This window comes from Enterobacter sp. SA187 (assembly GCF_001888805.2).
Lineage (GTDB): Bacteria > Pseudomonadota > Gammaproteobacteria > Enterobacterales > Enterobacteriaceae > Enterobacter_D.
Genome location: NZ_CP019113.1, coordinates 1,206,420 through 1,231,572 on the forward strand (window position 1 = coordinate 1,206,420; position 25,153 = coordinate 1,231,572).

Here is a 25,153-nt window from a genome sequence, read left to right on the forward strand (position 1 = left end):
CGGGGATTACCGGAAGAATACCACATTGTAATTAGGCCTGTTCCGGCTTGGTTAACAATTAGTGAACAATTTGTGCCGTAAATTAAGAGGAAAATGTGACTGCTCTCATCGGATCCCGATCCGTCGCGCTGTGGAAGCGTGAGGATTTGCATCATTCACAGCCCGACGTGCTGGCAGAAGAGGTGCCCGTCGCGCTGGTATATAATGGCATCTCCCACGTGGTGATGATGGCCTCGCCCAAAGATCTGCCGCTGTTCGCCCTCGGCTTTTCGTTATCGGAAGGGATTATTGAGGCGCCGAACGAGATCTACGGCATGGACGTGGTGCCGGTCTGCAACGGTCTGGAAGTGCAAATCGAACTCTCCAGCCGCCGCTTTATGGGGCTGAAGGAGCGTCGTCGGGCGCTGGCCGGGCGCACCGGCTGCGGCGTGTGCGGCGTGGAGCAGCTCAATGACATCGGCAAGCCGGTCGCGCCGCTGCCCTTTACCCAGACCTTTGATCTTGCCCTGCTGGATGACGCCCTGCGCCATCTCACCGATTTCCAGCCGGTGGGCAAACTGACCGGCTGTACCCATGCGGCGGCCTGGCTGCTGCCGTCCGGGGAACTGGCGGGCGGGCATGAAGATGTGGGGCGGCATGTGGCGCTGGACAAACTGCTCGGGCGTCGGGCGCAGGAAGGTGAAGCCTGGCGGCCAGGCGCGGCGCTGGTTTCCAGTCGTGCCAGCTATGAAATGGTGCAGAAATCCGCCATGTGCGGCATTGAGATCCTCTTTGCCGTCTCCGCGGCGACCACGCTGGCGGTTGAGGTCGCGGAGCGCTGCAATCTGACGCTGGTGGGATTTTGCAAGCCGGGCAGGGCGACGATTTACACCCATCCGCAGCGCCTGAAAGGCCTCTGAAAAGAACGTCAAAAATTTTGAAGTTTATCGGCAAATCCTTCCGCTATTCGTTGGGGATAAACAGGTCTAGTATTTATCACATCAAGGCGAGACGCCTTATCCCAACAAATTAACCTGAAGGATAGTCATCATGAAAAACATCAAAACTTTAGTTGCAGTTGCCGCTCTTACCGCTTCTTTCGGTGCTTTCGCTGCCCAGTCAGTGACCGCCACCGCCACCACGCTGTCCGGTGCAGAAGCGCAAATCGCGGCTAAAGCGCAACAGGCTGGCGCATCGTCTTACAAAATTACCGAAGCTTACACCGGTAACCAGATCCACATGACCGCCGAACTGAATAAATAAGTCCCAAAGCTGCTGTCCCTGCTCTGCTGAGCGGGGACGGGCTTCCCGCCCCGTATTACGCCTGCATCAACGCCATAAACTCCTCATAACCCGCTAATGCCGCGATCCGCTGTGCCGGATAACGATGCATCACGCTTGCCAGAAAACTAAAAATTTTCAGCTCCTGTCGCGCCGTTGCGCTCGCACAGGCAATCAGCATATGCGCCACCGGCTCGTGATTAATGATGACCGGATGGGCCAGCGTAATAAAATAGCCGCAAAAAGCCGCCCGATGCTCGCTCCAGCAGTGGGGAACGGCAAGCTGATTGACGATCAAATTCTCGCCCTCCTGCTCACGTTCACACAGCCGCACCGCTTCATCTTCGCTTATGCGCGCCGCCGCCCTGAGTCGCCCGCATACCGCCTGCATGATCGCGCTCCAGCTTTGCGACGGCGTATTCACATAATGAAAACTGCCCTGCGACGGAAACAGCCGGTTGAGGTTCTGGCGGATGAACGCCGTTTCCACCACGTCTTTTATTTGCGCGATCCCCGCAGGCCCGATCATGTTTTTGAGGGTCAGACAGTTTTTGAAGCTGTCGTCAGGGCGAAAATGGCTGTTGTTGATAATGCACACCGGCGACAGGCTGTGCAGCAACTCGTCTGCTTCACTCAGGCTGCGGGCGATCACCACCCGGCAGTTCAGCACCTCGCGCTCGATGGCCATCTTGTTGATGGTGGCGATGGCGTTCTGATCGGATAACAGGACCAGTGGCTGGCGTTCGGTCTGGTTGCGCTCCAGGCTACAGGCAAAATAGAGGCCGATAAGATCGCTGTCGAACACCGTCACGTCCAGCTGTTCGCGTAGCAGGGCGATAAAGCGGATGCTCATATCAAAGGCGGCGGGCCAGGCGGCTTTGAGCGTGTTAAGGCTGCTCTGGCGGCTTTCCGTCAACCACACCGGCGTGGCGGCGCAGCGAATTAAATGCCCGGTAAGATTGTCAATCAGCGTGGCGTCGATAATGGCGGGCGGATGGTTATCGCGCACCTGCTCCAGCAATGCTGCAATGCGCTGCGGAGTGAGTTTACTGGCGCGGGATTGCAGCGTATCCAGAATAGCTGTCAGGGTTTGCAGCGCAGGCAGATGCAGCGACAGGCCCATAGCGTTGACAGAGGCGGCGAGCGCATCGCTGACGCCGACGGGCGGCGGGGCGTCGAGCCGGTGGCGCAGGGCATACACCGCCAGAATTATGCCGGAGAGATAATCGCGGGGAATATCAGGGTACGCCGCCAGCGCCACCGCGTCGCCCGCAGTGGAAAAGCGGCCATGCAGCGCCAGCAGAGCGGGATCTTTTTTCAGCAGGCTGGCGAGAATTAGCACCCGCTTCATTTCCGGCTCCGCAATAAAATAGCCCGCGCCGGGACGTGCGGCGATGGTAAAGCGCTTTTCACAGCGCTGTTTCAGACGCGCCAGCTTATCGCCGATCCAGGTTTCCGGCAGGTTAAGCGCCTCCGCCAGCTGGCGGCGGGTGGTACAGGCGTTAAGCAGCAGCACCGCCAGCAGACGATCGTCGTTGTCGTGGCGCTGCAACAGCCGGAAATAGCTGGCGCGATCGAAAATTTCCAGCTGCCAGGTGGCGTTACCGGTGGTGACGAGGCGCGCCCGGCCGCTGAGCGTCAGATTAAGGTAATCCACATCGCGTAACAGCGTACGCGTCGACACGCCTGCCCGCCGCGCCAGTTCCGCCAGCGTCAGCGGCTGGTTTTCCAGATGTTCCAGCACGGCAAGCTGGCGTTCGTTGAGCATCAGGCGTTCTCAGTGAAAATCCGCCAGCGCGCGGACGGTTTCGGCATTCAGCGATAACAGCAGATCGCGCACCAGCGTCAGGGTGGCGGCGTAATCCCGCGCGGATATCATGCCGCTGGTGGCATGCAGATAGCGCGTCGGCAGACAGAGCGCCACCACGGGCCGCCCGCCGCCCATCACGTTATAGCGTCCGCCGTCCGTCGCTCCGGTTTTCATGGTGCAGCACTGAAGCGGCGTATTGCTGCGCATCGCGCTCGCTTTTACTGCCTGCACCAGTTTCTGGTTCGGAAAATAGCGCTTATCGAACAGCATCATCGCCGGGCCATCCCCCAGCCGCAGCGGGTATTTGATGCTGTCGATCCCCGGCACATCTCCCGCCACGGCGGTATCCAGAACGATCACCACATCCGGTTTGATGCATTCTGCCGAGGTTTGCGCCCCGCGCAGGCCAACCTCTTCTTCGACGCTGCCGACGCCGTACAGCGTGATGTCCGGGTTATTCACGCAGGCCAGCAGTTCCGCCATCAGCGCGCAGCCCGCGCGGTTATCCAGCGCTTTGCCGACGATTTTGTCCTCGCCCCAGCGGGCGAAATTCGCCTCCGGGCAGATAAAATCGCCAATGGCGATGCCGCGGCTTTTTACCTCATTGCCGCTTGCCGCTCCGATATCAATGAACATCTCGTCAAAGGTCAGCGGCTGCTGCTTCTGTTTTTCAGAGAGCGCGTGGGGGGCGACGGAGCCGATCACGCCGGGGATTTTCTCGCCGTGGCGGGTGCGGATGGTGACGCGATGATTGAGCATCGACTGGCTCCACCAGCTGCCGATAGTGTCGAAGCGGATAAATCCCTGCTCGCTGATATGGGTCACCATAAAACCGACTTCATCCATATGGCCGACCACCGCCACTTTCGGGCCGCGCGTGCCTTTGCGGGCGATCAGGCTGCCCAGCCCGTCAAAGGCGATGTCATCGACGTGGGGCGTCAGCGCGGCGATCAGTAGCTGCCGCACTTCCTGCTCATCGCCGCTGACGGCGCTGGCTTCGCACAGGTTTTTCAGTAATTCAGTGTTCACGGGCAACCTCCTGTCGCGCGGCTTTACGTTTCAGCCACAATCCTTTCAATAAAATGATCAGCACGATATTCAGCATCAACCCGCATCCCAGCACCAGGTAAAAGGAGCCCGCCGGAGACATCAGGCCAATCAGCGGATCAAACACCCCCAGCCCCGGCGCGAGGCGTTGCAGCCCGAAGCCGATCACCAGCATGCCGGTAATGCCGCCGGAGATCGTATTGGCAGTAATCATCGGCAGCGGCGCGGCCAGCGCATAGGGAATGGCCGGTTCGGTGGCGACGGTGGCGCCCACCACGATGGCGCTACTGGCGGCGGCTTTTTCCTGCGTGGTAAACAGTTTTGGCGCGAGATAAGTGGCAATGCCCGCCGCGACGGGCGGCATCAGCGCCACCACGCCGACTATGGCGTACCAGTCATAAATGTGTTTTTCCAGCAGCGAAAAGCAGAAGAACCACGCGGTTTTGTTGATCGGCCCGCCCATGTCGAACGCCAGCATCGCGCCCACCAGAAAGGCCGCGCCAAGCTTCATCGACGGCGGAATGGTATTCAGGAAATGCAGCAGGCCGCCCATGATGTCGGACATCACCGGGCCGACCACGTAATAGGTCAGCACGCCGAAAACCAGCAGCGTGATGAAAGGGATAAGCATTGAGCCGAGCAGCGGCTGTAACGCCTTGCCGAGCTTAACTTTGCGGAACCACAGTACGAAATAGCCTATCGCCAGCCCCAGCACCACCGCGCCGAGAAAACCCGCGCCGGACTGCGTGCCCAGCAGGCCTTTATCATTCGCCAGATAGCAGACCAGAAACGCGGGGGCGAAGGCGGGTTTGTCGGCGATAGAGGCGGCGATATAGGCCCCCATCACCGGGATCATAAAGGTAAAGCCCAGATAGCCGATGGATTCCACCACCCAGGTAAAAGAGGGTGCGCCTTTCGCCATATCGGTATAGGGCAGCCCCATCTGCACCAGCATATTAGCGATGGCGACCAGAATACCGCCGCCGATCACAAAGGGCAGCGCGGCAGAAACACCCGCCATCAGGTGGCTCATCACGCTGCCCTGCTGCACCTCCTGTTTGCCAAGCTTCACGCTGCTATCCGCTTCGAAAAGCTGCGATTGCGCCGGTAAGTCGGTAAAGATCTGGTCGATATTTTTGAGCGCCTGCGAGATAGGGATCTGGTACACCCGCTTGCCCGCGAAGCGCGCACGATCGTCGGCGCTCAGGCCGCGTCCGGTGGCAATAATGACGTAATCCGCCGCGCGAATAGCCTCATCGCTGAGACGGTTTTCCACGCCGCTGGCACCCTGGGTCTCCACCTGCATACTGTGGCCAAGGGCGCGGGCTTTCTGCTCCAGCGCTTCCGCCACCATGTATGTGTGCGCAATCCCGGCAGGGCAGTTGGTGATCGCCACCAGGCGTAACGATGTCTCCATGGAAGGCTCCTTATTCACCCAGGGTCTGATTAAGCAGCGTGAGGATCTGGCTGCTGTCGCCCTGTTTGAGCTGTGCGATAAAATCCGCGTGAATGAGTTTGCGGCACAGGGTGCCGATCATTTTCACCTGATCCTCTTCCCCAGCCTGCGGCACGCCGAGGCAAATCCAGCAGTTTACGGGTTCGTCATCGCTGGCCTGCCAGTCGACGCCCTGCGCTTTGCGGGCAAAGAGCACGAAAGGCCGCGTGACGCAGGCGCTTTTGCCGTGCGGCACTGCAATGCCCGCGCCAAAGCCCGTGGAGTGCATTTTTTCGCGCAGCAGCAGGGTTTGTAAAAAGGCGTTGCGATCGGTGATAACTCCCTGTTTTTCGGCCATATCCGCCAGCGCTTTCAGCACCGAATAGGCGCTGTTGCCGCTGATGTTGAGGTTGATGCAGTCTGCGGTGAGGTGCGCCATCTTTTCACTCCGTTGATCTCGTTCACCTGATTGTAAGGGGCCGCGGGCAGGGCGCTGAGCGGAGATATGTCCGCCGGGCATGACATATTTCATGCAGCAAAAAGGTAAATTTGCGGGAAGGGGCACAGTTTATTTATCCGTTCGCTGATCACAGAGATTATTAATTTCCCGAATAGTTACTGCTTCCTTTAATTAGCCCGACCATATTAAAAATAAATAATTGCCGGAGCAGTCTGATAAATAACTTAGTATTTATTTAGCTGTCATATGAGTTATCGCCGGGCAGTATTGCAATTTTACGGCTTATGTTATCCCGCTCACGATCCTTATATTGTAAGCGTTTACATCAGCATGGTGCGGGCATACTATTTTTCGCGCCTGTATTGATAATATTACGGAACAGGAATAGTGGTAAGTATATTCATTAATTCTATGCTTCGTTTTAATCAATAAATAAAAAATATTATTCATCGCAAATATCCATTACCTCACGGCGTTGCTTATTACAGCAACACCGAACTCTACTTTATTTCAAGGAATGCAAATAATGAAGAAAACACTCCTGGCAGTGGCGATAGGGTTAAGTATGGTTGCGGGTTCGGGCTGGGCAAAAACCAGCACCAGCAGTATTGAAGCGCGTTTACAGCAGCTTGAAGAACGTCTGGCGGCAGCGGAAAACCGCGCGGCGGCGGCAGAAAGCCAGGTGCAGCAATTAAAAACGCAGCAGGCGGCGGAAATTAACGAACTTAAAGCGGCGCAGGGCAACACGCCGGTAAACGGCCAACAACCGGCGGAGGATCTGAAAAACAATGCCGCCACGCCGAACCTGGTGCTGTCCGGCTATGGCGATATCAAAGTTTACGGCGACGTGGAATTCAACATGGATGCCGAAAGTAAACATGGCCTGGTGGCGATGACCAATGCCAACGTCAACGATCCCACCAATGAACAATGGGACCTGAATGGCCGTATTCTGGTGGGTTTTGACGGCATGCGGAAAATGGATAACGGCTATTTCGCCGGTTTCTCCGCCCAGCCGCTGGCAGACATGACCGGCTCCATGGATCTTGATGACGCCGTTTTCTTCTTTGGTCAGGAAAATGACTGGAAAGTGAAGGTCGGGCGCTTCGAAGCCTTCGACATGTTCCCGCTCAATCAGGATACCTTTGTTGAGCATTCCGGTAATACCGCCAACGACCTCTACGACGACACCAGCGGCTACATCTATATGATGAAAGAGGGTCGCGGACGTTCCGATGCGGGCGGTAGCTTTATGATGAGCAAGCAGATCGACAACTGGTATTTCGAGCTGAACACGCTGCTGGAAGATGGCACCTCGCTGTATAACGATGATGGTGACGGCAGGCTCTATCATGGCCGTGAAATGGAACAGCAGAAAAACGTCGCCTATCTGCGCCCGGTGATTGCCTGGTCGCAGGATGAACTTACCTTTGCGGCAGCCGTGGAAACCAACGTGGTGAATAACGCCTACGGTTACACTAATAGCCAGGGTGAATTTGTCGATCAGTCTGACCGCACCGGTTATGGTCTGCGTATGGCCTGGGACGGGCTGAAAACCGATCCGGAAAACGGCGTGGTGGTGAACCTGACCAGCGCCTACATGGACGCCACGGATGAACAGGACTTCAGCGCCGGGATCAACGCCCTGTGGAAACGCTTCGAGCTGGGTTATGTCTATGCCCATAACAAAATCACCGATTATGACGGCGTGATCGGCGACGATGACAACTTCGTCCTTGATGAAGGCACTTACGATATTCACACCATTTTTGCTTCTTATCAGATCCCGAACGTGATGAATATGAAGAACTTTAATATCTATCTGGGGACCTACTACTCCATTCTCGACAGCGACACGGTGGATAACAGCAGCAATAACGACGACGATCGTTACGGCGCGCGCGTGCGCTTCAAATACTATTTCTGAGTTGTCGTAAGCCAGAAAATGCCTGCCTTCACCCGCAGGCATTTTTTTGCGCTTATTTTGAGGCTGGACGGCCTGATAAGGTTGCGGGACACTAGCGGCATTCTTCAGCCTCTGACACGGAAAATTATGTCGTTAAAAGCTATCGCCAAAGAACTGGGCCTGTCGGTAACTACCGTCAGCCGCGCCCTGAACGGTTATGACGATGTTTCGCAGGAAACGCGCGCCCGCGTGGAGGCTGAAGCGCAGCGCCGGGGGTATCGTCCCAATACCTTCGCCCGCCGCCTGAAAATGGGCAAAATCGACGCCGTCGGGCTGGTATTTCCGGTGCATCCCGTACCGCTTAATAACAGTGTTTTCATGGATATGGTGGGGGAGATCAGCCATGAACTGGCGCAGCATGAAATCGACCTGCTGCTGATTGCCGATGACGATCTGGCGGACAAGCACAGCTATATGCGCATGGTGCAGAGTCGCCGCGTGGACGCGCTGATTGTCGCCCACACGCTGGATAACGACCCGCGTCTGGAGCAGTTGCAGGCGGCGCGTTTCCCTTTTCTGGCGCTGGGCCGCAGCCAGCTCTCCGAGCCTTACGCCTGGTTTGATTTCGATAATCATGCCGGTACCTGGCGCGCCACCCGCCATCTGATTGACCAGGGTCACCAGCGTATTGCGCTGCTGGGGGAAAACAACACCCAGGCTTTTATCACCCAGCGGCGAAACGGCTATCTCAACGCGCTCAATGAAAGCGGCCTCTCCCGTGAATGGCTGCGCGTCATGCCGCCGTCGCGCCGGGCAGGCTATAACGCCACGCGCGAACTGCTGGCGCTGCCGCAGCCGCCCACTGCCATTATCACCGACTGCAACACCCACGGCGACGGCGCGGCGATGGCGCTGGCGCAGGCCGGACGCTTGACGGGCGACAACCGCGTCGCGCTGATCGTCTACGACGGGCTGCCCGCCGACAGCATTGTCGACCTGGACGTGGCGGCGGTGATCCAGTCCACCCGTCAGGGCGTGGGCCGTCAGATCGCCGGAATGGTACGGCGGCTGATTGCCGGTGACGATCTCGCCACATTACAGGTACTGTGGCAGCCGGAATTCCGTCCGGGCGTCACCGCCTGACTCACCTTTCTTTACGGTAAATTCCCACGCCGATCACAAATCCGAATCGTTTTGGTTGGCATCCGAAACGTTTCGGATCAACGATGACATCATCAATACTCAGGAGATGATGCATGGAAAAGTCGATTTTACGCCTGCAAAGCGCCACCGTGGATGTGGTAATCAAAACCCGTCCGTTCGCCGAAATTCTTTACTGGGGCACGCATCTTGCCGACTTTTCGCCGCAGGACGCAGCCAGTCTTGAACGTCCTGTCGCCAATGGAAAACTGGACGTCGACGCTCCGATCACGCTGATGGCGGAGCCGGGCCATGGCCTTTTTGGTTCGCCGGGCATTGAAGGCCACCGCAACGGCCTCGACGGTTCCCCGGTGTTTACCACTACTCAGGTGGAGCAGCATAACCAGACGCTGATCATCACCAGCGAAGACGCGCAGGCGGGTCTGCAACTGCGCAGCGAAATTGCCCTGTCGGCCAGCGGCGTGCTGAAAATTCGCCACGGGCTGACCAATAACCGCGCGGGAAACTGGCAGGTGGATCGCCTGGCGGTGACATTGCCGGTAGCCGGGCATGCGCAGGAGGTGATGGCGTTCCATGGCCGCTGGATCCGCGAATTTCAGCCGCACCGCGTCACGCTGACGCACGACAGCTTTGTGCTGGAAAGCCGCCGCGGGCGCAGTTCTCACGAACATTTCCCGGCGCTGATTGCCGGCAGCCAGGCCTTCAGCGAAATGCAGGGCGAGGTGTGGGGCGCGCATCTCGGCTGGAGCGGCAACCACCGTATGCGCTGCGAAGTGAAAACTGACGGCCGTCGCTATTTGCAGGCGGAGGCGCTCTATCTGCCGGGAGAAATGGCGCTCGCCGAAGGCGATACCCTGTGGACGCCGTGGTTGTACGCCAGCTATTCAGCGGCCGGGCTGAATGGTATGAGCCAGCAATATCATCATTTCCTGCGCGGGGAGCTGATCCGCTTTCCGCAGGAGAAGCCGCGTCCGGTGCACCTCAACACCTGGGAAGGCATCTATTTCAACCACTCCCCGGCCTATATCATGCAGATGGCGGACGAAGCGGCGGCGCTTGGCGTTGAGCGGTTTATTATTGATGATGGCTGGTTCAAAGGCCGCAATGACGACCGCGCGGCGCTGGGGGACTGGTATCTCGACGAGCAAAAATACCCCGATGGTCTGAAGCCGGTTATCGACCATGTCAAAAATCTCGGCATGGAGTTCGGCATCTGGATCGAGCCGGAAATGATCAACCCCAATGCCGATCTCTATCGTGCCCATCCGGAGTGGGTACTGGCAATGCCTGGCTACCCGCAGGCCACTGGCCGCCATCAGCTGGTGCTGAATCTGAACATTGCGGAAGCTTTTGATTACCTGCTGGAACGCATGAGCTGGCTGCTGGGCGAGCATGATATCGACTATGTGAAGTGGGACATGAACCGCGAGCTGGTGCAGCCTGCGCATCAGGGCAAAGCCGCCGCCGATGCGCAAACCCGCCAGTATTATCGACTGTTCGATGCCCTGCGCAGTCGCTTCCCGCACGTGGAATTTGAGTCCTGCGCCTCCGGTGGTGGGCGTATTGATTATGAAGTGCTGACCCGCTGCCACCGTTTCTGGCCCTCCGACAACAACGATGCGCTGGAGCGTAATACTATTCAGCGCGGCATGAGCTACTTCTTCCCGCCGGAAGTGATGGGTGCGCACATCGGCAATCGTCACTGTCATGCTACCTTCCGCCAGCACAGCATTGCTTTTCGCGGTCTGACGGCGCTGTTCGGGCACATGGGGCTGGAGCTGGATCCGGTGAGCGCCGGTGAAGAGGAACGCGCAGGCTATCGCCATTACGCCGCGCTCTATAAGCAGTGGCGGGGGCTCATTCATTCCGGCAACCAGTGGCGGGTGGATATGCCGGATGCCACGACTCAGGTGGTGGGCGTGGTCAGTCAGGATCAGCAGCAAGGGCTGTTCCTGGTCAGCCAGCTGGCGATGCCGGATTACAGCCTGATGATGCCGTTGCGGGTGCCGGGTCTGGATAGCGGCGCGCGTTATCGCATCAGGCTGCTGGACGATCCCAATATTCAGCTGACCGGGGCGGGCGGCCATACCATGCGCAAACTCCCGGCGTGGATGACAACAGAGCAAACCGTCAGCGGCGAATGGCTGAAGGTGGCGGGGCTGGCCTTACCGGTGCTGGATCCGGAAAGCGCCATTCTGATTGGTTTCGAACGCGTATGATCATGCAGGGCCGCCACGCGGCCCGTAGCTGAGGGATTAACATGAAGACCACCGACTGTACCCATAAAAACAACCCTAATTTCTGGATTTTTGGCCTGTTCGTCTTCCTCTACTTTTTCATTATGGCGACCTGCTTTCCGTTTTTGCCCATCTGGTTGTCCGACATTATCGGCCTGACCAAAACAGAAACCGGCATCGTCTTCTCCTGCGTCTCGCTGTTTGCCATCGCTTTTCAGCCGGTGCTGGGGGTGATCTCCGATAAGCTCGGCCTGAAGAAAAACTTGCTGTGGGTGATCTCGGTACTGCTGTTTTTATTCGCCCCCTTTTTCCTCTACGTCTTCGCGCCGCTGCTGAAAACCAATATCTGGCTGGGGGCGCTGAGCGGCGGGATCTACATCGGCTTTGTCTTCTCGGCAGGGTCCGGGGCGATCGAAGCCTATGTGGAGCGCGTCAGCCGTAACAGCCATTTTGAGTATGGCAAAGCGCGAATGTTCGGCTGTCTCGGCTGGGGCCTGTGCGCCTCGACGGCGGGGATGCTGTTCAGCGTCAATCCGGAATGGGTATTCTGGATGGGTTCGGCGGCGGCCCTGATGCTGATGCTGTTACTGCTTATCGCCCGACCGCAGCAAAACCAGACCGCGCAGGTGATGAATGCGCTGGGGGCCAACCAGCCGCAAATCAGCGCGAAAATGGTCTTCAGCCTGTTCCGCCAGCGCAAAATGTGGATGTTTATCCTCTATGTGATTGGCGTCGCCTGCGTGTATGACGTGTTCGACCAGCAGTTTGCCACCTTCTTTAAGTCTTTCTTCGCCACGCCGCAGGCGGGCACCCAGGCCTTCGGTTTTGCGACCACCGCCGGGGAAATGTGCAACGCCATCATCATGTTCTGCTCGCCGTGGATCATTAACCGCATCGGCGCGAAAAATACCCTGCTGATTGCCGGGGCGATCATGACCACGCGTATTATCGGCTCGGCCTTCGCCACCACCGTGGTGGAAGTGGTGGCGCTGAAAATGCTGCACGCGCTGGAAGTGCCGTTCCTGTTGGTTGGCGCATTTAAATACATCACCGGCGTGTTCGACACTCGCCTGTCCGCCACCATCTATCTGATTGGCTTTAACTTTGCCAAACAGATGGCGGCGATTTTCCTGTCGGCTTTTGCGGGAAATATGTATGACCGTATTGGCTTCCAGGACACCTATCTGATCCTCGGCAGCATCGTGCTGGTGGTGACGCTCCTCTCCGCCTTTACGCTGACCGGCAAACCGATGTTTGGCCGCATGGCGGGCAGCGTCGCTGAGCGATGAGCGAATGCACGGCGTTAAAAACGGAATTTAACGCCGTGGACTGTGTGAAGAATCACATTCGCGTTTAATTCGCTGACCTATACTCCGCTGATATTTTAACGGAGGCAGATGTCAGTGATTAATATTCAGCGGCTATTTCAATGCATGTTAACAGGGCTATTTTGCGATAGCGCTGTTCGTGCGTGGCTGAGTAAAATTTGCTGGTTTACTTCTGTTCCTTCCCTTGAAAAAGACGATGCGATTATTCATGACGCGCTGGATGAAAATACCGCCGTCGGCTGGGCGCAATTATGGTCCAGCGCCGGAAAACTCTGCCCGTCACTTTATCGTCCCGCCGCGCCGTTAATAAAAGTTTTATATCACGCCGGATACGCCACCCGTCTGCACAGCCGTAAACGCGACGAGCTGGCCTTCCTGTTCCGTATTTCCAGCCTGCGCCAGCTGATGGCCTGTCATCACGCCAGCGGCGCGTCAGACGACGCCGCGTTCCGGTTAATGGTTTCCCCGCAAAGCACAATGCGCGCCTTCGCCATTGTGCTTTTTTTATTGCCTGAATCCGACCCTGTAAGGAGTTTCTATGTTTATTGTTTGCGTCGCCGCCTGTCCGACAGGCATCGCTCATACCTATATGGCAGCAGAAGCGCTGGAGCTTACCGGGCGTCAGCGCGGCCATGAAATCAAAGTCGAAACCCAGGGCAGCCTGGGAATTGAAAATGACATCACCGCAGACGACCTGGCGCGGGCGGATGGCGTGATCATCGCCGCCGATGTCGCCATCAGCGGCAAAGAACGCTTCGACGGCATGATCAAGCTGGAGTGCAGCGTCTCCGATCCGATCAAGTTTGGCGATGCGGTATTTGAAGCGCTGGAGCAGGAGCACGCCAATGGCTAAGTTCAACGGAGGAAGCGGCCCGTCGGCGGGCACGGAAATCAAAAACGCCATTATGACCGGCGTCTCCTGGATGCTGCCGTTTGTCATCGCCGGAGCGGTGATCATGGGCATCGCACGTATCGGCGCGTCTATGTACGGCATTGATAATATCTGGGATGCCAGCCATGGCGAGGCGGCAAGCGTGGTGGTGCAACTGCTGCATAAGTTTGACGGCTTTGGCGGCATGGCGTTATCGCTGATGCTGCCGGTGGTGGCGGGCTACATCAGTTTTGCGATTGCCAATAAGCCGGGGCTGGCTCCCGGCATGGTCGGCGGCCTGCTCGCCAGTAATCTGGGCACCGGCTTTCTGGGGGCGCTGGCGGCGGGTTTTGTCGCAGGCTACATCGTGCGCGCCCTGACCACCTGGGTGCGTTTACCCAAAGCTTTAGCGTCCGCCGGGCCGATATTTATCCTGCCGGTGGGCGGCACGCTGCTCACCTGTTTAGTGATGGCGTTTATCATCGGCACGCCGCTGGCGGCGCTTAATCACGGCATGGAAAACTGGCTGCTGGCGATGTCCGGCGCGAACAAAATTATCCTCGCGGCGGTGGTGGGCGGCATGGTCGGCTTCGATCTCGGTGGGCCGGTCAACAAAGCGGCGGTAACCACGGCGATGGCGCTGCTGGCCTCGGGCATTTACGATCCCAATACCGCAGCCCAGGTGGCGATTATCGTACCGCCCATTGGCCTTGGCGTCGCCACGCTGCTGTGGGCGAAGCGCTTCCCGGCGTCCCTGCGCGAGGCCGGAAAAGCTTCAACGCTGATGGGGCTGATCGGCGTTTCCGAAGGCGCGATCCCCTTTGCGCTCGCCAATCCCAAAATCATCATCATTAACGTGCTCGGCTCCGCCACCAGCGCGGCGATGGCCGTCGGGCTGGGGGCGGTCAACCATGCGCCGATCTCCGGCTTTTATGGCTGGCTGGCGGTGAGTCACTGGCCGGTATACGTGCTGTCGATTGCCACCGGCTCGGCCATTATCGCCGTCGGCTCGTTGCTGGTCTTTCGCAGTGAAAACGAACCGGAAAATAAACCCGTCGCCGCCGCGCCGAAATTTAAAGCCGGTCGCTGAGGCCGTCCCATCTATAAGGAGAAGGTACGCCTGATGAAGACCGTACATTTAATTCAGCACACCCACTGGGATCGCGAATGGTATTTCACCGAGAACGACTCGCGCATGGTGCTCTATTACTTTATGCATGATTTGCTGAACCGCCTGGAGCAGGACACCACCCTCGGCCCCTTTGTGCTGGACGGGCAAACGGTGGTGCTGGAGGACTATCTGCGCGTCGCCCCCGAACAGCGCGACCGGCTACAGGCGCTGATCCGCCAGGGACGTATTCTCATCGGCCCGTGGTACACGCAGACGGATTTTCTGGTGGTGGGCGCGGAGTCCATCACGCGTAATCTGCTGCTGGGCAACGCCGACTGCGAAGCGTGGGGTTGCAGTGCTATGCCGGTGGGCTACGTGCCGGACTCTTTCGGCCAGAGCGCGCAGTTGCCGCTGTTTCTGCGGGAATTCGCCATCGACGCGGCGGTGATCTGGCGCGGCTGGTGCGAGCACGATGTCGCCAGCAGCGAATTCAGTTGGGTGGCGCAGGGCGGCAGTCGCGTCACCACGGCGGTGCTGCCGTGGGGTTACGGCTGCGCCAAATGGCTGCCGGACGACGTAGAACAGGCCGGACGCGTGCTGCCCGCCATCCTCGAAAAACAGGCGCGTTTTTCGCTCACCGACGCGCTGTTGCTGCCGAACGGTAACGATCAGTCGCCTTTTGAATACGCCGTCCCGGCGATGCTGGATCGGCTCAACGACTGCCAGCAGGAGTACCGCTTTATTCGCAGCAGCTTCAGCGATTTTTTTGCCGCGCTGCGTGACGGTGAAAAACCGCTGCCCGAATTCCGGGGCGAACTGCTCAGCCCGAAATATATGCGTATCCATCGTGGTATTTTTTCCACGCGCATGGACATCAAGTTGCTCAACGCCCGGCTGGAGCAGTTCGTCAGCCAGACGCTGGAGCCGCTGCTGGCGGTGACCAGACAGCTTGGGCTGCCGTATCCACAGCAGGCGCTGGAGACGATCTGGCGCGAGGCGATGAAATCCCATGCCCATGACAGCATCGGCGGCTGTAATGCCGATCGCGTCAACAGCATGGTGAAAGCGCGGTTAACGGACGGGCTGGAAAGCGCGCAGCAGCTGTTTGATCTGAATATGAAAATGCTCGCCGAAGGGATCACTGCCCGGCAGGATGGCAAAAAAATCATCCTCTTTAATCCGCTGCCCCACGTCCGGGATGCGCAGGTCACGCTGACCTTGTACACCCCTCATGCGGATTTTCGCATCGTGGAAGAAGACGGCACCGTCTGCCGCTGGCAACTGCTGCGGGACACCCCACAGGACATGTCGATCATCGTGCAGGAACTGGCGAACAGCACCTCCACCACCTGGTATCGTAAATGCGAGATTGTGCTGGCGGCACAGGCGTTACCCGCCTGCGGCTATCGCACGCTCTATTTACAGGAGGGGCAGCCCGCGGGCTTTGATCACGCTGGTGAAACCATCAGCGCGCTGGAAAACCCCTGGCTGCGGCTGGAGATCGACGGTGACCAGCTGACGCTTATCGATAAACGCAGCCAACAGCGTTACCCGCAGGTGCTGCGGCTGGTGGACGGCGGCGACGCGGGGGATAACTACAACTATTCGCCGCCCTCGCAGGACTGGCGCGTCACCAGCGACGGCTGTTTGCAGGAGGCGCACGGCGAGCGCGGGGCGCTGAACGATACCCTGACGCTGCGCTGGCAGATCCCGGCGCCTGCCGATGCCGCATCACGCGCGGCGCAGCAGTGCAACGCCACGCTGGCGGTGACGATGACGGTCTCGCTGCCCCATGACGCCCCCTGGCTTGACGTCAACGTTGAGGTTAACAACACCCTGCGCGATCACCGCTTACAGGTGGAAATCCCGGTGGGCATTGCACAGGCATTTCATTTTGCCGATCAGCCCTTTGGCCTGATCGAACGGGAAAACCGGCCCGCCGCGCTGCAACGCTGGCAGGCGGAAAACTGGACCGAAGCGCCCGCGTCGCTGTGGCCAGTGCAAAGCCTGGTGATGCTGCACCATGAAACCCGCGGGCTGGCGGTGGTGACGGCAGGGCTACGGGAATATGAACTCCCGGCGGAGCAGACCGGCGTTATCGCCCTCACGCTGTTTCGCAGCGTCGGCTGGCTTGGCCTGCCGGATCTCCCCTGGCGGCCAGGGCGCGCGTCGGGCATGGTGCTGCCGTCGCCGGACTCACAAATTCAGGGAATGCTGCGCTTTAATTTTGCCGTGCTGCCGATGGCGCAGGGGCAGAGTGACGAATTCTGGCGCACGGTGGAGCACTGGCGCACCCCGGCCAGCGGCTATCTGGATTCGGGCTGGTCACGTTTTCGCACCAATCCCCACGGCATCCGCTTTCCCGCCCATTACAGCCTGCTTACCTGGGGCAGCGCTCTGCACTTCAGCACGCTGAAAAAAGCGCAGCGCGGCGAGGCGCTGGTGTTACGCGGCTGGAATCCGGGCCTGCGGCCGCTGCCGGATAGCGCGCCTGACGCGGCAGGCGACTGGCAAAAAATCACCCTCGCAGAAACCCCGGCGCAGCCCGGCGATGGCAGCGTACCGCCCGGCACGCCTGTCAGCTGGCGTCTTGATTTTTATCGGGAGGACAAATGAAAAGGCTAATCAGGATGGCCGTACCCCTGCTGCTGATTGCCAGCGGCGCATCACCAGCGGCAGAGAAATATCAGTACCGCGTCGCCTTTATGCCCGATATTCACTTTCACGACGTGTACGGCGAGTTTGCGGACCAGGCCTTTACCGGCCTGCCGAACAGCAAAAGCGGCAAGCCCGCTATTATTCGTTCCATGTATGCGCAACTCACCTCCACCCGGCTGTTCAATGAGAACTATTTTGCGCTGCGCGCCGCGCTGGACGATGCCGGAAAGCAGGGCATCAAATGGGTGGCGCTGCCGGGGGATTTCAGCGATGACGGCCAGCCTTACCATGTGCGCGGGCTGGTAAAACTGCTGCATGAATACGAGCAAAAGTATGGCATGCGCTTTTTCGCCACCCCCGGCAACCACGATCCGAACCGCCCCTTTACCACGCCAGGCGGTGAGGAGGATTTTCTGGGGGAGGGCGGCAAAACCCAGCGTATCTTCAGCCGTGGCGCAAAAGAGTGTCAGGGTTACCAGGGCGCGACAGCGCGGATCAAAACCGACGCCGGACTGCCGACGATTTGCAGCGAGGAGATGGTCCACAGCGGTTATCAGGCGATCATGACGGCGATGGGGCCGTTCGGCATCAATCCATCGCCAGAGGATCTGTACTGGGAAACGCCGTACTCCGGTTACGGCGTGGAAAATTACAGCTACCAGGCGGCGCAGCGGGCCAGCGATTTCAGCCAGCGGCAGTATGAAATCTGCGCCCAGGGAACGGGTGGGATCTACAAAAAGCCCGGTTACGGCCCCTGCTTTACCGTCGCCGACAGCAGTTATCTGGTGGAGCCGGTGCCGGGTTTGTGGTTGCTGGCGGTGGACGCCAACGTCTATCTGCCCGCCGCCGACGCCCGCGCGGATAAACCGCAGTTTTTGGGTTCCGGCGAGGCGGGCTACAACAGCATGCTGACGCACAAACAGCAGACCGTCGCCTGGATGGCGGATGTTGCGCAGCGTGCCAGAGCGCTCAACAAAACGCTGGTCACCTTCAGCCATTTTCCGATGGTGGAATTCGATAACGGCGCGGCTGCGGATCTTGCTGATATTTTTGGCGAGGGAAAATTCCAGCTGGCCCGCGCGCCGCGCGAGGACACCAGCCACGCGCTGGCAAAAACCGGCATTGGCGTGCACGTTGGCGGTCATATGCATTTTAACGATACCGGCGTGCGCCGTTATGCCGATGGCAGCCTGTTGTTCAACATTCAGGCGCCGTCGCTGGCGGCCTACGTTCCGGCCTATAAAATCCTTAACTTTACCAGCCCGCTGGAGATCGACGTGCAGACGGTGATCCTTAAGGACGTTCCGCGTTTTGATGAACTGTTTGAGCACTATCAGCAGGAGTGGGATCATCTTAACGCCGTGCACTCGCCCCATCTGTGGAACCGCGCCATTTTGCAGGCCGACAGCTACTACGCCTTCACTAACTGGCATATCACTGAACTCACCCGCCTGCGTTTTCTGCCGGAAGAGTGGCCGGAGGATCTGCGCCAGCTGCTGTTTTCGCTAAACGGCGAGGAGATGCTGATCGCAAGCCAGCTCAATCAAGGCGAATACGATGGTAAAAAAAGCGGCGCGGCCTGGGAAAAGGCACGGCAAAAAGCGCAGGCGCTGGCACAAAAAGCAGGCATGAAACGGCAGGATTTTGCCCGCTGGAACGGTTTCGATCTGGCGGTGGATTTCTACCGTTTACGCAATGCGGATGAGCTGGCCTTACAGGATATTCCCACCGACCGTTTGCACCAGTACCAGCTGCTAACGGGCGCGCTGGCGACCCGTTTATCTCCTGTCGCCCTAAAGGTCAATCAACACAGCGCGGTTGAAGATATTTTCCGGCTACGTTTCGGCAGCCTTTTTGCGGTGATCGATAAATACCTGCACGGCAGCCCGGCATGTCATTTTCATATTAATGTGGAGACGGGGGAGATGGGTAGTGGAATAAATTTTCGCACAGAACCTCACATTCAGTAACCACCATACCCACCATTTAATTGACCGATTTTAAAAGTGGTGGGTATAATAACCACTAAAGCTTACAGGGACGTTGAGGAATGTATGACGAGCGCTGAAGTCATGAAGAAGCTGAAAAAGGCAGGTTGGGAGCATGTCCGCACCAGAGGTTCGCATCACATTTTTGAAAAGGAAGGTGAGCCTGAGCCGATAGTGGTTCCCCATCCAAATAAGGATTTAGCTGCCGGTACGTTACATAAGATTTTGAAGCAATTAGGCGAAAAATAAGTGCCAAAGGCGTGTTGGCGCACGTCACTTCTGAATGAGGAAAAACCATGAAATATCCAGTTTATTTACATCAGACCGAAAGCGGCGCTTTTTCTGGTTTTGTGCCCGATCTGGCTGGATGCTATTTCGCAGGTGATACCATTGATGATGCGATCGCTGATGCTCATGCAGCTATTGATGCGTATCTGGACTACCGGAGTGAGAAAGGAAAAGACGTACCTGTAGCACGTACGATGAACGATCATAAAGATGATGAAGACTGCCAGGGCGGCATGTGGGGGATCGTGGATATTGATACCTCTAAATACGATGGCAAATCGGTGAAATTAAATATTACTTTGCCGCAAAATTTGTTAAGAAGAATAGATGCTTATGTCGTAAATAATAAAGACTACACCAGCCGTAGCGGTTTTATCGCTGAGCTGGCGAGAAGGGAATTATCAAAACGCCTTTAAACACTGTCTGACAGATTTATTAACACGCCCGGCAAGCGCTGCCGGGCGTTATCTATCACTCCAGATAAAACACCTCTTTCAGCTCGCTACTGACCGGGCTGTGGTCCGGGTTTGACGGCATAACGGCGGACATATATTCCCACCAGCGCTGGCATACGTCCGTGCTGGCGACGGCATTCCAGCGCTCTTCGGATTCGATCTCGACGGTGGCGAACAGCAGGTTGCGGGCTTTATCGAGATAGATCGCGTAATGGTGCGCGCCATGATCTTTCAGCACCGATTCCAGCTCCGGCCAGATGGGATTATGGCGGCGTTCGTACTCGTCGTGGGCATCAGGATTAACCTGCATCACAAAGGCTTTGCGGATCATAACGCCTCCAGATACAGCTCGCGCACTTCTTCGCGGCTGGCGGCGCGCGGGTTGCACGGGGCGCAGGGATCGGCGAGGGCTTTATCCAGCCAGCCTTCAATGTCGTCTTTGGTGACGCCCAACTGGCTGAAGCCGGACGGAATGCCGACGCGGGCGCTCAGCGCGCGAATGGCGATAATGGCTTCTTCGCTGGCGGCTTCAACGCTCATGCCGCGCGTATCGACGCCCATTGCCTGCGCCACGCGGGCAAAACGCGCCACGGCGTTGGGGCGGTTAAAGTTTTCAATGATCGGCAGCAGAATGGCATTACAGACGCCGTGCGGCAGGTTATGTGTGGCACCCGGCTGATGGGCCAGCGCGTGCACCAGTCCCAGACCGGCGCTGTTAAAGGCCATGCCCGCCAGGTACTGACCGAAGGCCATCTGTTCGCGGGCCTCCAGGTTATGACCGTCATCCACCGCTTTCGGCAGCCATTGGGCGATGAGGCGGATAGCCTCCAGCGCGTTGGCATCGGTGAGCGGGTGCGCGCCAAGGGACACATAGGCTTCCACCGCGTGGGTCAGCGCATCCATGCCGGTCGCTGCGGTGACGGAGGCCGGGATTTCCAGCATCACGCTGGCATCATCAACGGCAATATCGGGAATAATGTTGGCATCAATAATCACCTCTTTGACCTGACGTTCGGCGTCGATAATCACCGCGTTGCTGGTCATCTCAGCGGCGGTGCCCGCGGTGGTATTTATGGCGACCAGCGGCACCCCGGCGTTCACCACTTTGCCCACGCCGGAATAGGCGGTGGACGGGCCAGGATTGGCGGTAAGGATTTTTATCGCTTTCGCGGTATCGATCGGGCTACCGCCGCCGAAGGCGATCAGGTAATCGCATTCGGCATCCTGATACACGGCGTAACCTTTCTGCACCAGCGCTTCGGTCGGGTTCGGGAAGACCGCGTCAAAAAGATGATAAGACATCTGGTGCGCATCCAGCGCGCTGAACAGACTATCCAGCAGGCCCAGCTTCACCAGTTGCCCGTCGGTGACGATCAGCGCCTTGCCCCACTTTTTGCCCGCGACCAGGTTAACCATGTCGCCGATTGCCCCCGCGCCATGCAGGCTGATTTTGGGAAGTGCCAACATAAAGCTCATGATAAATCTCCTTATCTTGCTGTGATTTTTTATGCCCGGCGGCGCGGCGCTTGTACTGGCCTACATCGTAGGCCGGGTAAACGCAGTGCCACCCGGCCGTTAAATTCGTCTTCGCTGCATAATCCGTCGCGTAATAATCGGCAGGGAAATCACCACAATCAGCATCGCGCCTATGATGATCGACACCACGATGCCCGGCACGTTAAGCAGGCTGAGGCCAAAGGTGACTAATCCCATCAGGAAGGCGGCGATGATCACGCCGACCATGCTGCCGGAGCCGCCGAGAATATTGATGCCGCCCAGCACCGCCATGGTCACCACCGCCAGCTCCCAGCCGGTAGCAATGGTCGGGCGCGTACTGCCGAGGCGCGAGGTGAGCAGCACCGAGGCCAGCCCCGCCATCAGGCCCACCAGCGCAAACAGCACCAGGTTGTGACGCTTCACATTGATGCCGGAATACCACGCGCCGGTCGGGTTATTGCCGATGGCATAAGTGCGGCGGCCAAAGTTGGTACGGTGCAGCACAAAGGCAAACACGCCCGCCAGCACGATGAACAGGGCAAACTCAAAGGACAACGCCCCCCACACGTAGCCCTGACCAAACCAGGCAAAGCTTTCCGGATACGCATTCAGCGCCTGATCGCCGAGCAGAATGTAGGTAATGCCGCGGTAGAGGCTCATGGTGCCGATGGTGATGACGATGGAGGACAAATTAAAGCGCGTCACCAGCACGCCGTTGAACAGCCCGCACAGCAGGCCGACGCCCAGCCCGACGCAGACCAGCAGCGGCGTATCGACGCCCGCCTGGGCGCAGAACCCCATCACCGTGGAACTGAGGGCGATGGTCGAGGCGACGGACAGGTCAATTTCACGGGCGATGATCAGCATCGCCATCGGCAGCACGATGATCGCTTTTTCCGTGAAGTTGAAGGTGGCGTCCGACAGGTTCCAGATGTCGAGGAAATAGGGCGACGCGAGCGCATTGGCGATAAACACCGCCGCCGTCACCGCCAGTAAAAAGCCCTCCCAGCACAGCAGGCGTTTCAGCCATGGCGTGGCGGCGGGTGAGGTGTTCATCTCTTCAGTGGTCATAATTTTGCTCATGATTTCACCGCCATTTTCTGACGCGCCAGCGCGGCATCGCGCAGGATCAGCCGCCCTTTACGTTTATTGCCGCGCTCGTTCAGCAGCACCGCAATGACGATCACCGTCCCGGAAATCGCCATCTGCCAGAAGGGCGAAATGCCGATCACCGGCAGCGCATTATTGATGACGCCCAGAAACAGCGCGCCGAACAGACAGCCGAGCACGCGCCCGGTACCGCCCATGGTGCTGACGCCGCCAATGACGCAGGCGGCGACCACCTGGAGTTCAAAGCCGTTCGCCACATCCACATAGGCCACGGCGAAGCGGGAGATCCACAGGTAACCGCAGAAACCGGCCAGCGCTCCGGATAAGCAGAAGCTGACGAACTGCATTTTTCCGGCGTTGATGCCGGTGTAATACGCGGCGGTGGCGTTGCCGCCTGCGGTGTAGAGCGCGCGTCCGGTGCGGCTGTAGCGCAGGAAGTAGCCCACCAGCAACAGCGCGGCGATGGCGCACCAGCTCAGCAGCGGCAGCCCCAGCACGGCAGCGCGCGGCAGGCCGAGAAAATCACTGCTCATCTGGTGAGAGTTGATCCAGCCGCCGTCGGAGAGCAGAAAAATAATGCCGCGGTAGATGCTCATGGTGCCCAGGGTCACCACAATCGCCGGGATGCCCATTTTCCACACCAGCAGGCCGTTGATGATGCCCATCACCAGCCCGAGCGCGGTGGCCAGCAGCAGTAACGCCCAGACGGGGATCGCCGGATAGTGGAAATTGAGCAGGGCGACGATCATGCCGGTCAGCGCCAGGTTAGCTGCCATCGACAAATCAATGCCTTTGGTGAGCAGCACCATCATCTGGCCGAGCGCGAGGATGATTAAAATAGAGGTGTCGTTAAAGATCTCGACCAGGTTACCCGGGGCGACGAACGACGGCGCGCGGCTGCCAATGGCGATCACCATCAGCACAATCACCGACGCCAGCAAGGCTTCGCGATTTTTAAGCAGTTGTTGCCACATTATGCCGCCTCCTGCGCCGCGCCGCTGGCGGCGCTGACAATGGTTTCCGCCGTGGCTTCGCCCGCGCGGTATTCCGCGACCATCAGCCCCTCATGCATGACGATGATGCGGTCGGCCATGCCCATCACTTCCGGCAGTTCAGACGACACCATGATCACTGCCAGCCCTTGCCCGACCAGTTCGGACATAAACTGGTGTACGGCGGCTTTCGAGCCGATATCAATGCCTTTGGTGGGTTCGTCGAGGATGATCACGTCCGGATGGGTGGCGAGCCATTTGCCAATCACCACTTTCTGCTGATTGCCGCCGGAGAGGGTTTCCACCGGCTGTTTCCAGCTGAAGGCCTTCACTTGCAGGCGTCGGGCGTACTCATCCGCCAGCGCCCACTCCCTGGCGTCGTTCAGTACGCCGTTGGGGTTAAGCTTGCCGAGCTGCGGCAGGCTGATGTTCTGGGCGATGGGCAGCTCGATGATCGCCCCCTGTTTCTGGCGCTCTTCCGGCACGCAGACGATACCGGCGTTAATGGCATCGGCGGGCTGGTGGAACTCTACCCTTTTTCCGTTCAGCACAATCTCGCCGGACGACGGCCGCGAGACGCCGGACAGCGCCTGCATCAGTTCAGTACGCCCCGCCCCCACCAGCCCGTAAAAGCCAAGAATTTCCCCTTTGCGCAGGGAGAAATTGATGTGCGCGAATTCCGTGGGATGGCAGAGATCTTTCACTTCCAGCACCGTATCGCCCGGCTCGCAGGCTATTTTCGGGTAGGTCTGGGTGATGGCGCGGCCCACCATCATCGCCACCATGCGCTCTTCAGTGATGTCGCTCATCGCGCCGGAGCCGACGTACACCCCGTCGCGCAAAATGGTGTAGTGATCCGCCAGCTCGAAGATTTCATCGAACTTGTGCGAGATAAACATGATCGCTTTGCCTTCCTGCTTCAGGCGCTCAACGATCTGGTAAAACTCCAGAATTTCGTGCTGCGACAGGGCCGCGGTGGGTTCGTCGAGGATCACCACCTGGGCGTCAAAGGAGAGTGCCCGGGCGATGGCAACCATATGGCGCTGGGCGATACTCAGGGTTTTCAGCGTCGCGTGCGGATCGATCTGCACTTCCAGACGGGTCAGAATGGCCTGCGCTTTCTGGTGCATGGCGGGCCAGTCCAGCTTCTTCAGAAAGCCTTTATACAGATACTGTCCGACAAAAATGTTCTCCGTCACCGACAGTTCATCGAACAGCACGGTTTCCTGATGGATGGCGGTAATGCCGACTTTGTGCGCCGCTTCCGGCCCCGGCAGGTTAATGGGAATGGCTTTATAGAGGATTTCGCCTTCTTCCGGCTGATAGATGCCGGTCATCACTTTGACCAGCGTTGATTTGCCCGCGCCGTTTTCACCGATAAGGGCGGTGACTTTGCCGGGCCAGAGATCGAGCTGCACGTTCTCAAGAGCACGCACGCCAGGGAAAACCTTGGTGATGCCCTTGAGCGACAGCAGAGGGGTGGATGCCGTCATGATAGTTCTCCGCATAACGAGATTTCTTGTAGGGCGGGTAAGCGCA

Annotated in this window: 22 protein-coding genes; 13 read left to right on the forward strand and 9 right to left on the reverse strand. The window is 58.4% G+C overall.

Going from position 1 to position 25,153, the window contains the following annotated elements; translation table 11 throughout:
- Positions 1-95 precede the first annotated feature (95 nt).
- Both fdhD and BMF08_RS05880 read left to right on the forward strand, forming a co-directional pair.
- On the forward strand, positions 96-899 hold the full coding sequence (gene fdhD, locus BMF08_RS05875; RefSeq protein ID WP_072571380.1) for a formate dehydrogenase accessory sulfurtransferase FdhD: 804 nt from the start codon (positions 96-98) through the stop codon (positions 897-899).
- Between the two features lie 130 nt (positions 900-1,029).
- Complete coding sequence (locus tag BMF08_RS05880) at positions 1,030-1,242, forward strand: YdgH/BhsA/McbA-like domain containing protein (protein ID WP_072571379.1); 213 nt, start codon at positions 1,030-1,032, stop codon at positions 1,240-1,242.
- Between the two features lie 55 nt (positions 1,243-1,297).
- On the opposite strand, the gene BMF08_RS05885 is transcribed toward BMF08_RS05880, so the two are convergent.
- Genes BMF08_RS05885 through BMF08_RS05900 form a run of 4 tightly spaced genes read right to left on the reverse strand, consistent with a single transcriptional unit; the run spans position 1,298 to position 5,991 of the window.
- Positions 1,298-3,028, reverse strand: coding sequence for a putative frv operon regulatory protein (locus tag BMF08_RS05885; protein WP_072571378.1), 1,731 nt, complete (start codon positions 3,026-3,028; stop codon positions 1,298-1,300).
- Between the two features lie 9 nt (positions 3,029-3,037).
- Entirely contained in the window at positions 3,038-4,099 is a 1,062-nt protein-coding gene (locus BMF08_RS05890; protein WP_072571377.1) for an aminopeptidase, read from the reverse strand.
- The gene (locus tag BMF08_RS05895) at positions 4,089-5,534 is read right to left on the reverse strand and encodes a PTS fructose-like transporter subunit IIBC (protein ID WP_072571376.1); all 1,446 of its coding nucleotides are present in this window, start codon (positions 5,532-5,534) and stop codon (positions 4,089-4,091) included. Before BMF08_RS05895 ends, BMF08_RS05890 begins: the two co-directional genes overlap by 11 nt.
- A gap of 10 nt (positions 5,535-5,544) precedes the next feature.
- Complete coding sequence (locus tag BMF08_RS05900; protein ID WP_072571375.1) at positions 5,545-5,991, reverse strand: PTS fructose transporter subunit IIA; 447 nt, start codon at positions 5,989-5,991, stop codon at positions 5,545-5,547.
- Positions 5,992-6,538: 547 nt separating this feature from the next.
- Between BMF08_RS05900 and BMF08_RS05905 the strand changes: the two genes are divergently transcribed.
- The 11 genes from BMF08_RS05905 (at position 6,539) to BMF08_RS05950 (ending at position 19,976) form a co-directional block, all read left to right on the forward strand.
- The gene (locus tag BMF08_RS05905) at positions 6,539-7,939 is read left to right on the forward strand and encodes a carbohydrate porin (RefSeq protein WP_072571374.1); all 1,401 of its coding nucleotides are present in this window, start codon (positions 6,539-6,541) and stop codon (positions 7,937-7,939) included.
- A gap of 126 nt (positions 7,940-8,065) precedes the next feature.
- Positions 8,066-9,061, forward strand: a complete 996-nt coding sequence (locus BMF08_RS05910; RefSeq protein WP_072571373.1) for a LacI family DNA-binding transcriptional regulator — start codon at positions 8,066-8,068, stop codon at positions 9,059-9,061.
- A gap of 113 nt (positions 9,062-9,174) precedes the next feature.
- Entirely contained in the window at positions 9,175-11,298 is a 2,124-nt protein-coding gene (locus BMF08_RS05915) for an alpha-galactosidase (RefSeq protein WP_072571372.1), read from the forward strand.
- Positions 11,299-11,339: 41 nt separating this feature from the next.
- Entirely contained in the window at positions 11,340-12,605 is a 1,266-nt protein-coding gene (locus BMF08_RS05920) for an MFS transporter (protein WP_072571371.1), read from the forward strand.
- 108 nt (positions 12,606-12,713) lie between these two features.
- Positions 12,714-13,280: a hypothetical protein gene (locus BMF08_RS21235; RefSeq protein ID WP_072571370.1), complete on the forward strand. Its 567-nt coding sequence runs from the start codon at positions 12,714-12,716 to the stop codon at positions 13,278-13,280.
- Complete coding sequence (locus BMF08_RS05925) at positions 13,183-13,497, forward strand: PTS fructose transporter subunit IIB (protein ID WP_072571369.1); 315 nt, start codon at positions 13,183-13,185, stop codon at positions 13,495-13,497. Before BMF08_RS21235 ends, BMF08_RS05925 begins: the two co-directional genes overlap by 98 nt.
- Positions 13,490-14,605 (forward strand): PTS fructose transporter subunit IIC, encoded by a 1,116-nt coding sequence (locus BMF08_RS05930; RefSeq protein ID WP_072571368.1) that lies wholly within the window; start codon positions 13,490-13,492, stop codon positions 14,603-14,605. The genes BMF08_RS05925 and BMF08_RS05930 overlap by 8 nt, the downstream gene beginning before the upstream one ends.
- Positions 14,606-14,638: 33 nt before the next feature.
- Positions 14,639-17,242, forward strand: coding sequence for a glycoside hydrolase family 38 C-terminal domain-containing protein (locus BMF08_RS05935; protein WP_072571367.1), 2,604 nt, complete (start codon positions 14,639-14,641; stop codon positions 17,240-17,242).
- Positions 17,243-17,256: 14 nt separating this feature from the next.
- The gene (locus BMF08_RS05940) at positions 17,257-19,254 is read left to right on the forward strand and encodes a metallophosphoesterase family protein (protein WP_234007216.1); all 1,998 of its coding nucleotides are present in this window, start codon (positions 17,257-17,259) and stop codon (positions 19,252-19,254) included.
- Between the two features lie 84 nt (positions 19,255-19,338).
- The gene (locus BMF08_RS05945) at positions 19,339-19,521 is read left to right on the forward strand and encodes a type II toxin-antitoxin system HicA family toxin (RefSeq protein ID WP_072571365.1); all 183 of its coding nucleotides are present in this window, start codon (positions 19,339-19,341) and stop codon (positions 19,519-19,521) included.
- A 47-nt stretch (positions 19,522-19,568) separates the two neighbouring features.
- Positions 19,569-19,976: a type II toxin-antitoxin system HicB family antitoxin gene (locus BMF08_RS05950; protein WP_072571364.1), complete on the forward strand. Its 408-nt coding sequence runs from the start codon at positions 19,569-19,571 to the stop codon at positions 19,974-19,976.
- A 55-nt stretch (positions 19,977-20,031) separates the two neighbouring features.
- On the opposite strand, the gene rhaM is transcribed toward BMF08_RS05950, so the two are convergent.
- The 5 genes from rhaM to BMF08_RS05975 all read right to left on the reverse strand — a co-directional run bounded on the left by rhaM (position 20,032) and on the right by BMF08_RS05975 (position 25,107).
- Positions 20,032-20,346 carry an L-rhamnose mutarotase gene (rhaM, locus tag BMF08_RS05955; protein WP_072571363.1) on the reverse strand — a complete coding sequence of 105 codons (315 nt, stop codon included), beginning with the start codon at positions 20,344-20,346 and terminating at the stop codon, positions 20,032-20,034.
- Complete coding sequence (gene fucO, locus BMF08_RS05960) at positions 20,343-21,491, reverse strand: lactaldehyde reductase (RefSeq protein ID WP_072571362.1); 1,149 nt, start codon at positions 21,489-21,491, stop codon at positions 20,343-20,345. The genes rhaM and fucO overlap by 4 nt, the downstream gene beginning before the upstream one ends.
- Before the next feature lie 99 nt (positions 21,492-21,590).
- On the reverse strand, positions 21,591-22,595 hold the full coding sequence (locus BMF08_RS05965; protein ID WP_072571361.1) for an ABC transporter permease: 1,005 nt from the start codon (positions 22,593-22,595) through the stop codon (positions 21,591-21,593).
- Positions 22,592-23,596, reverse strand: coding sequence for an ABC transporter permease (locus BMF08_RS05970; protein WP_072571360.1), 1,005 nt, complete (start codon positions 23,594-23,596; stop codon positions 22,592-22,594). The genes BMF08_RS05965 and BMF08_RS05970 overlap by 4 nt, the downstream gene beginning before the upstream one ends.
- The gene (locus BMF08_RS05975; protein ID WP_072571359.1) at positions 23,596-25,107 is read right to left on the reverse strand and encodes a sugar ABC transporter ATP-binding protein; all 1,512 of its coding nucleotides are present in this window, start codon (positions 25,105-25,107) and stop codon (positions 23,596-23,598) included. The genes BMF08_RS05970 and BMF08_RS05975 overlap by 1 nt, the downstream gene beginning before the upstream one ends.
- Positions 25,108-25,153: the final 46 nt, after the last annotated feature.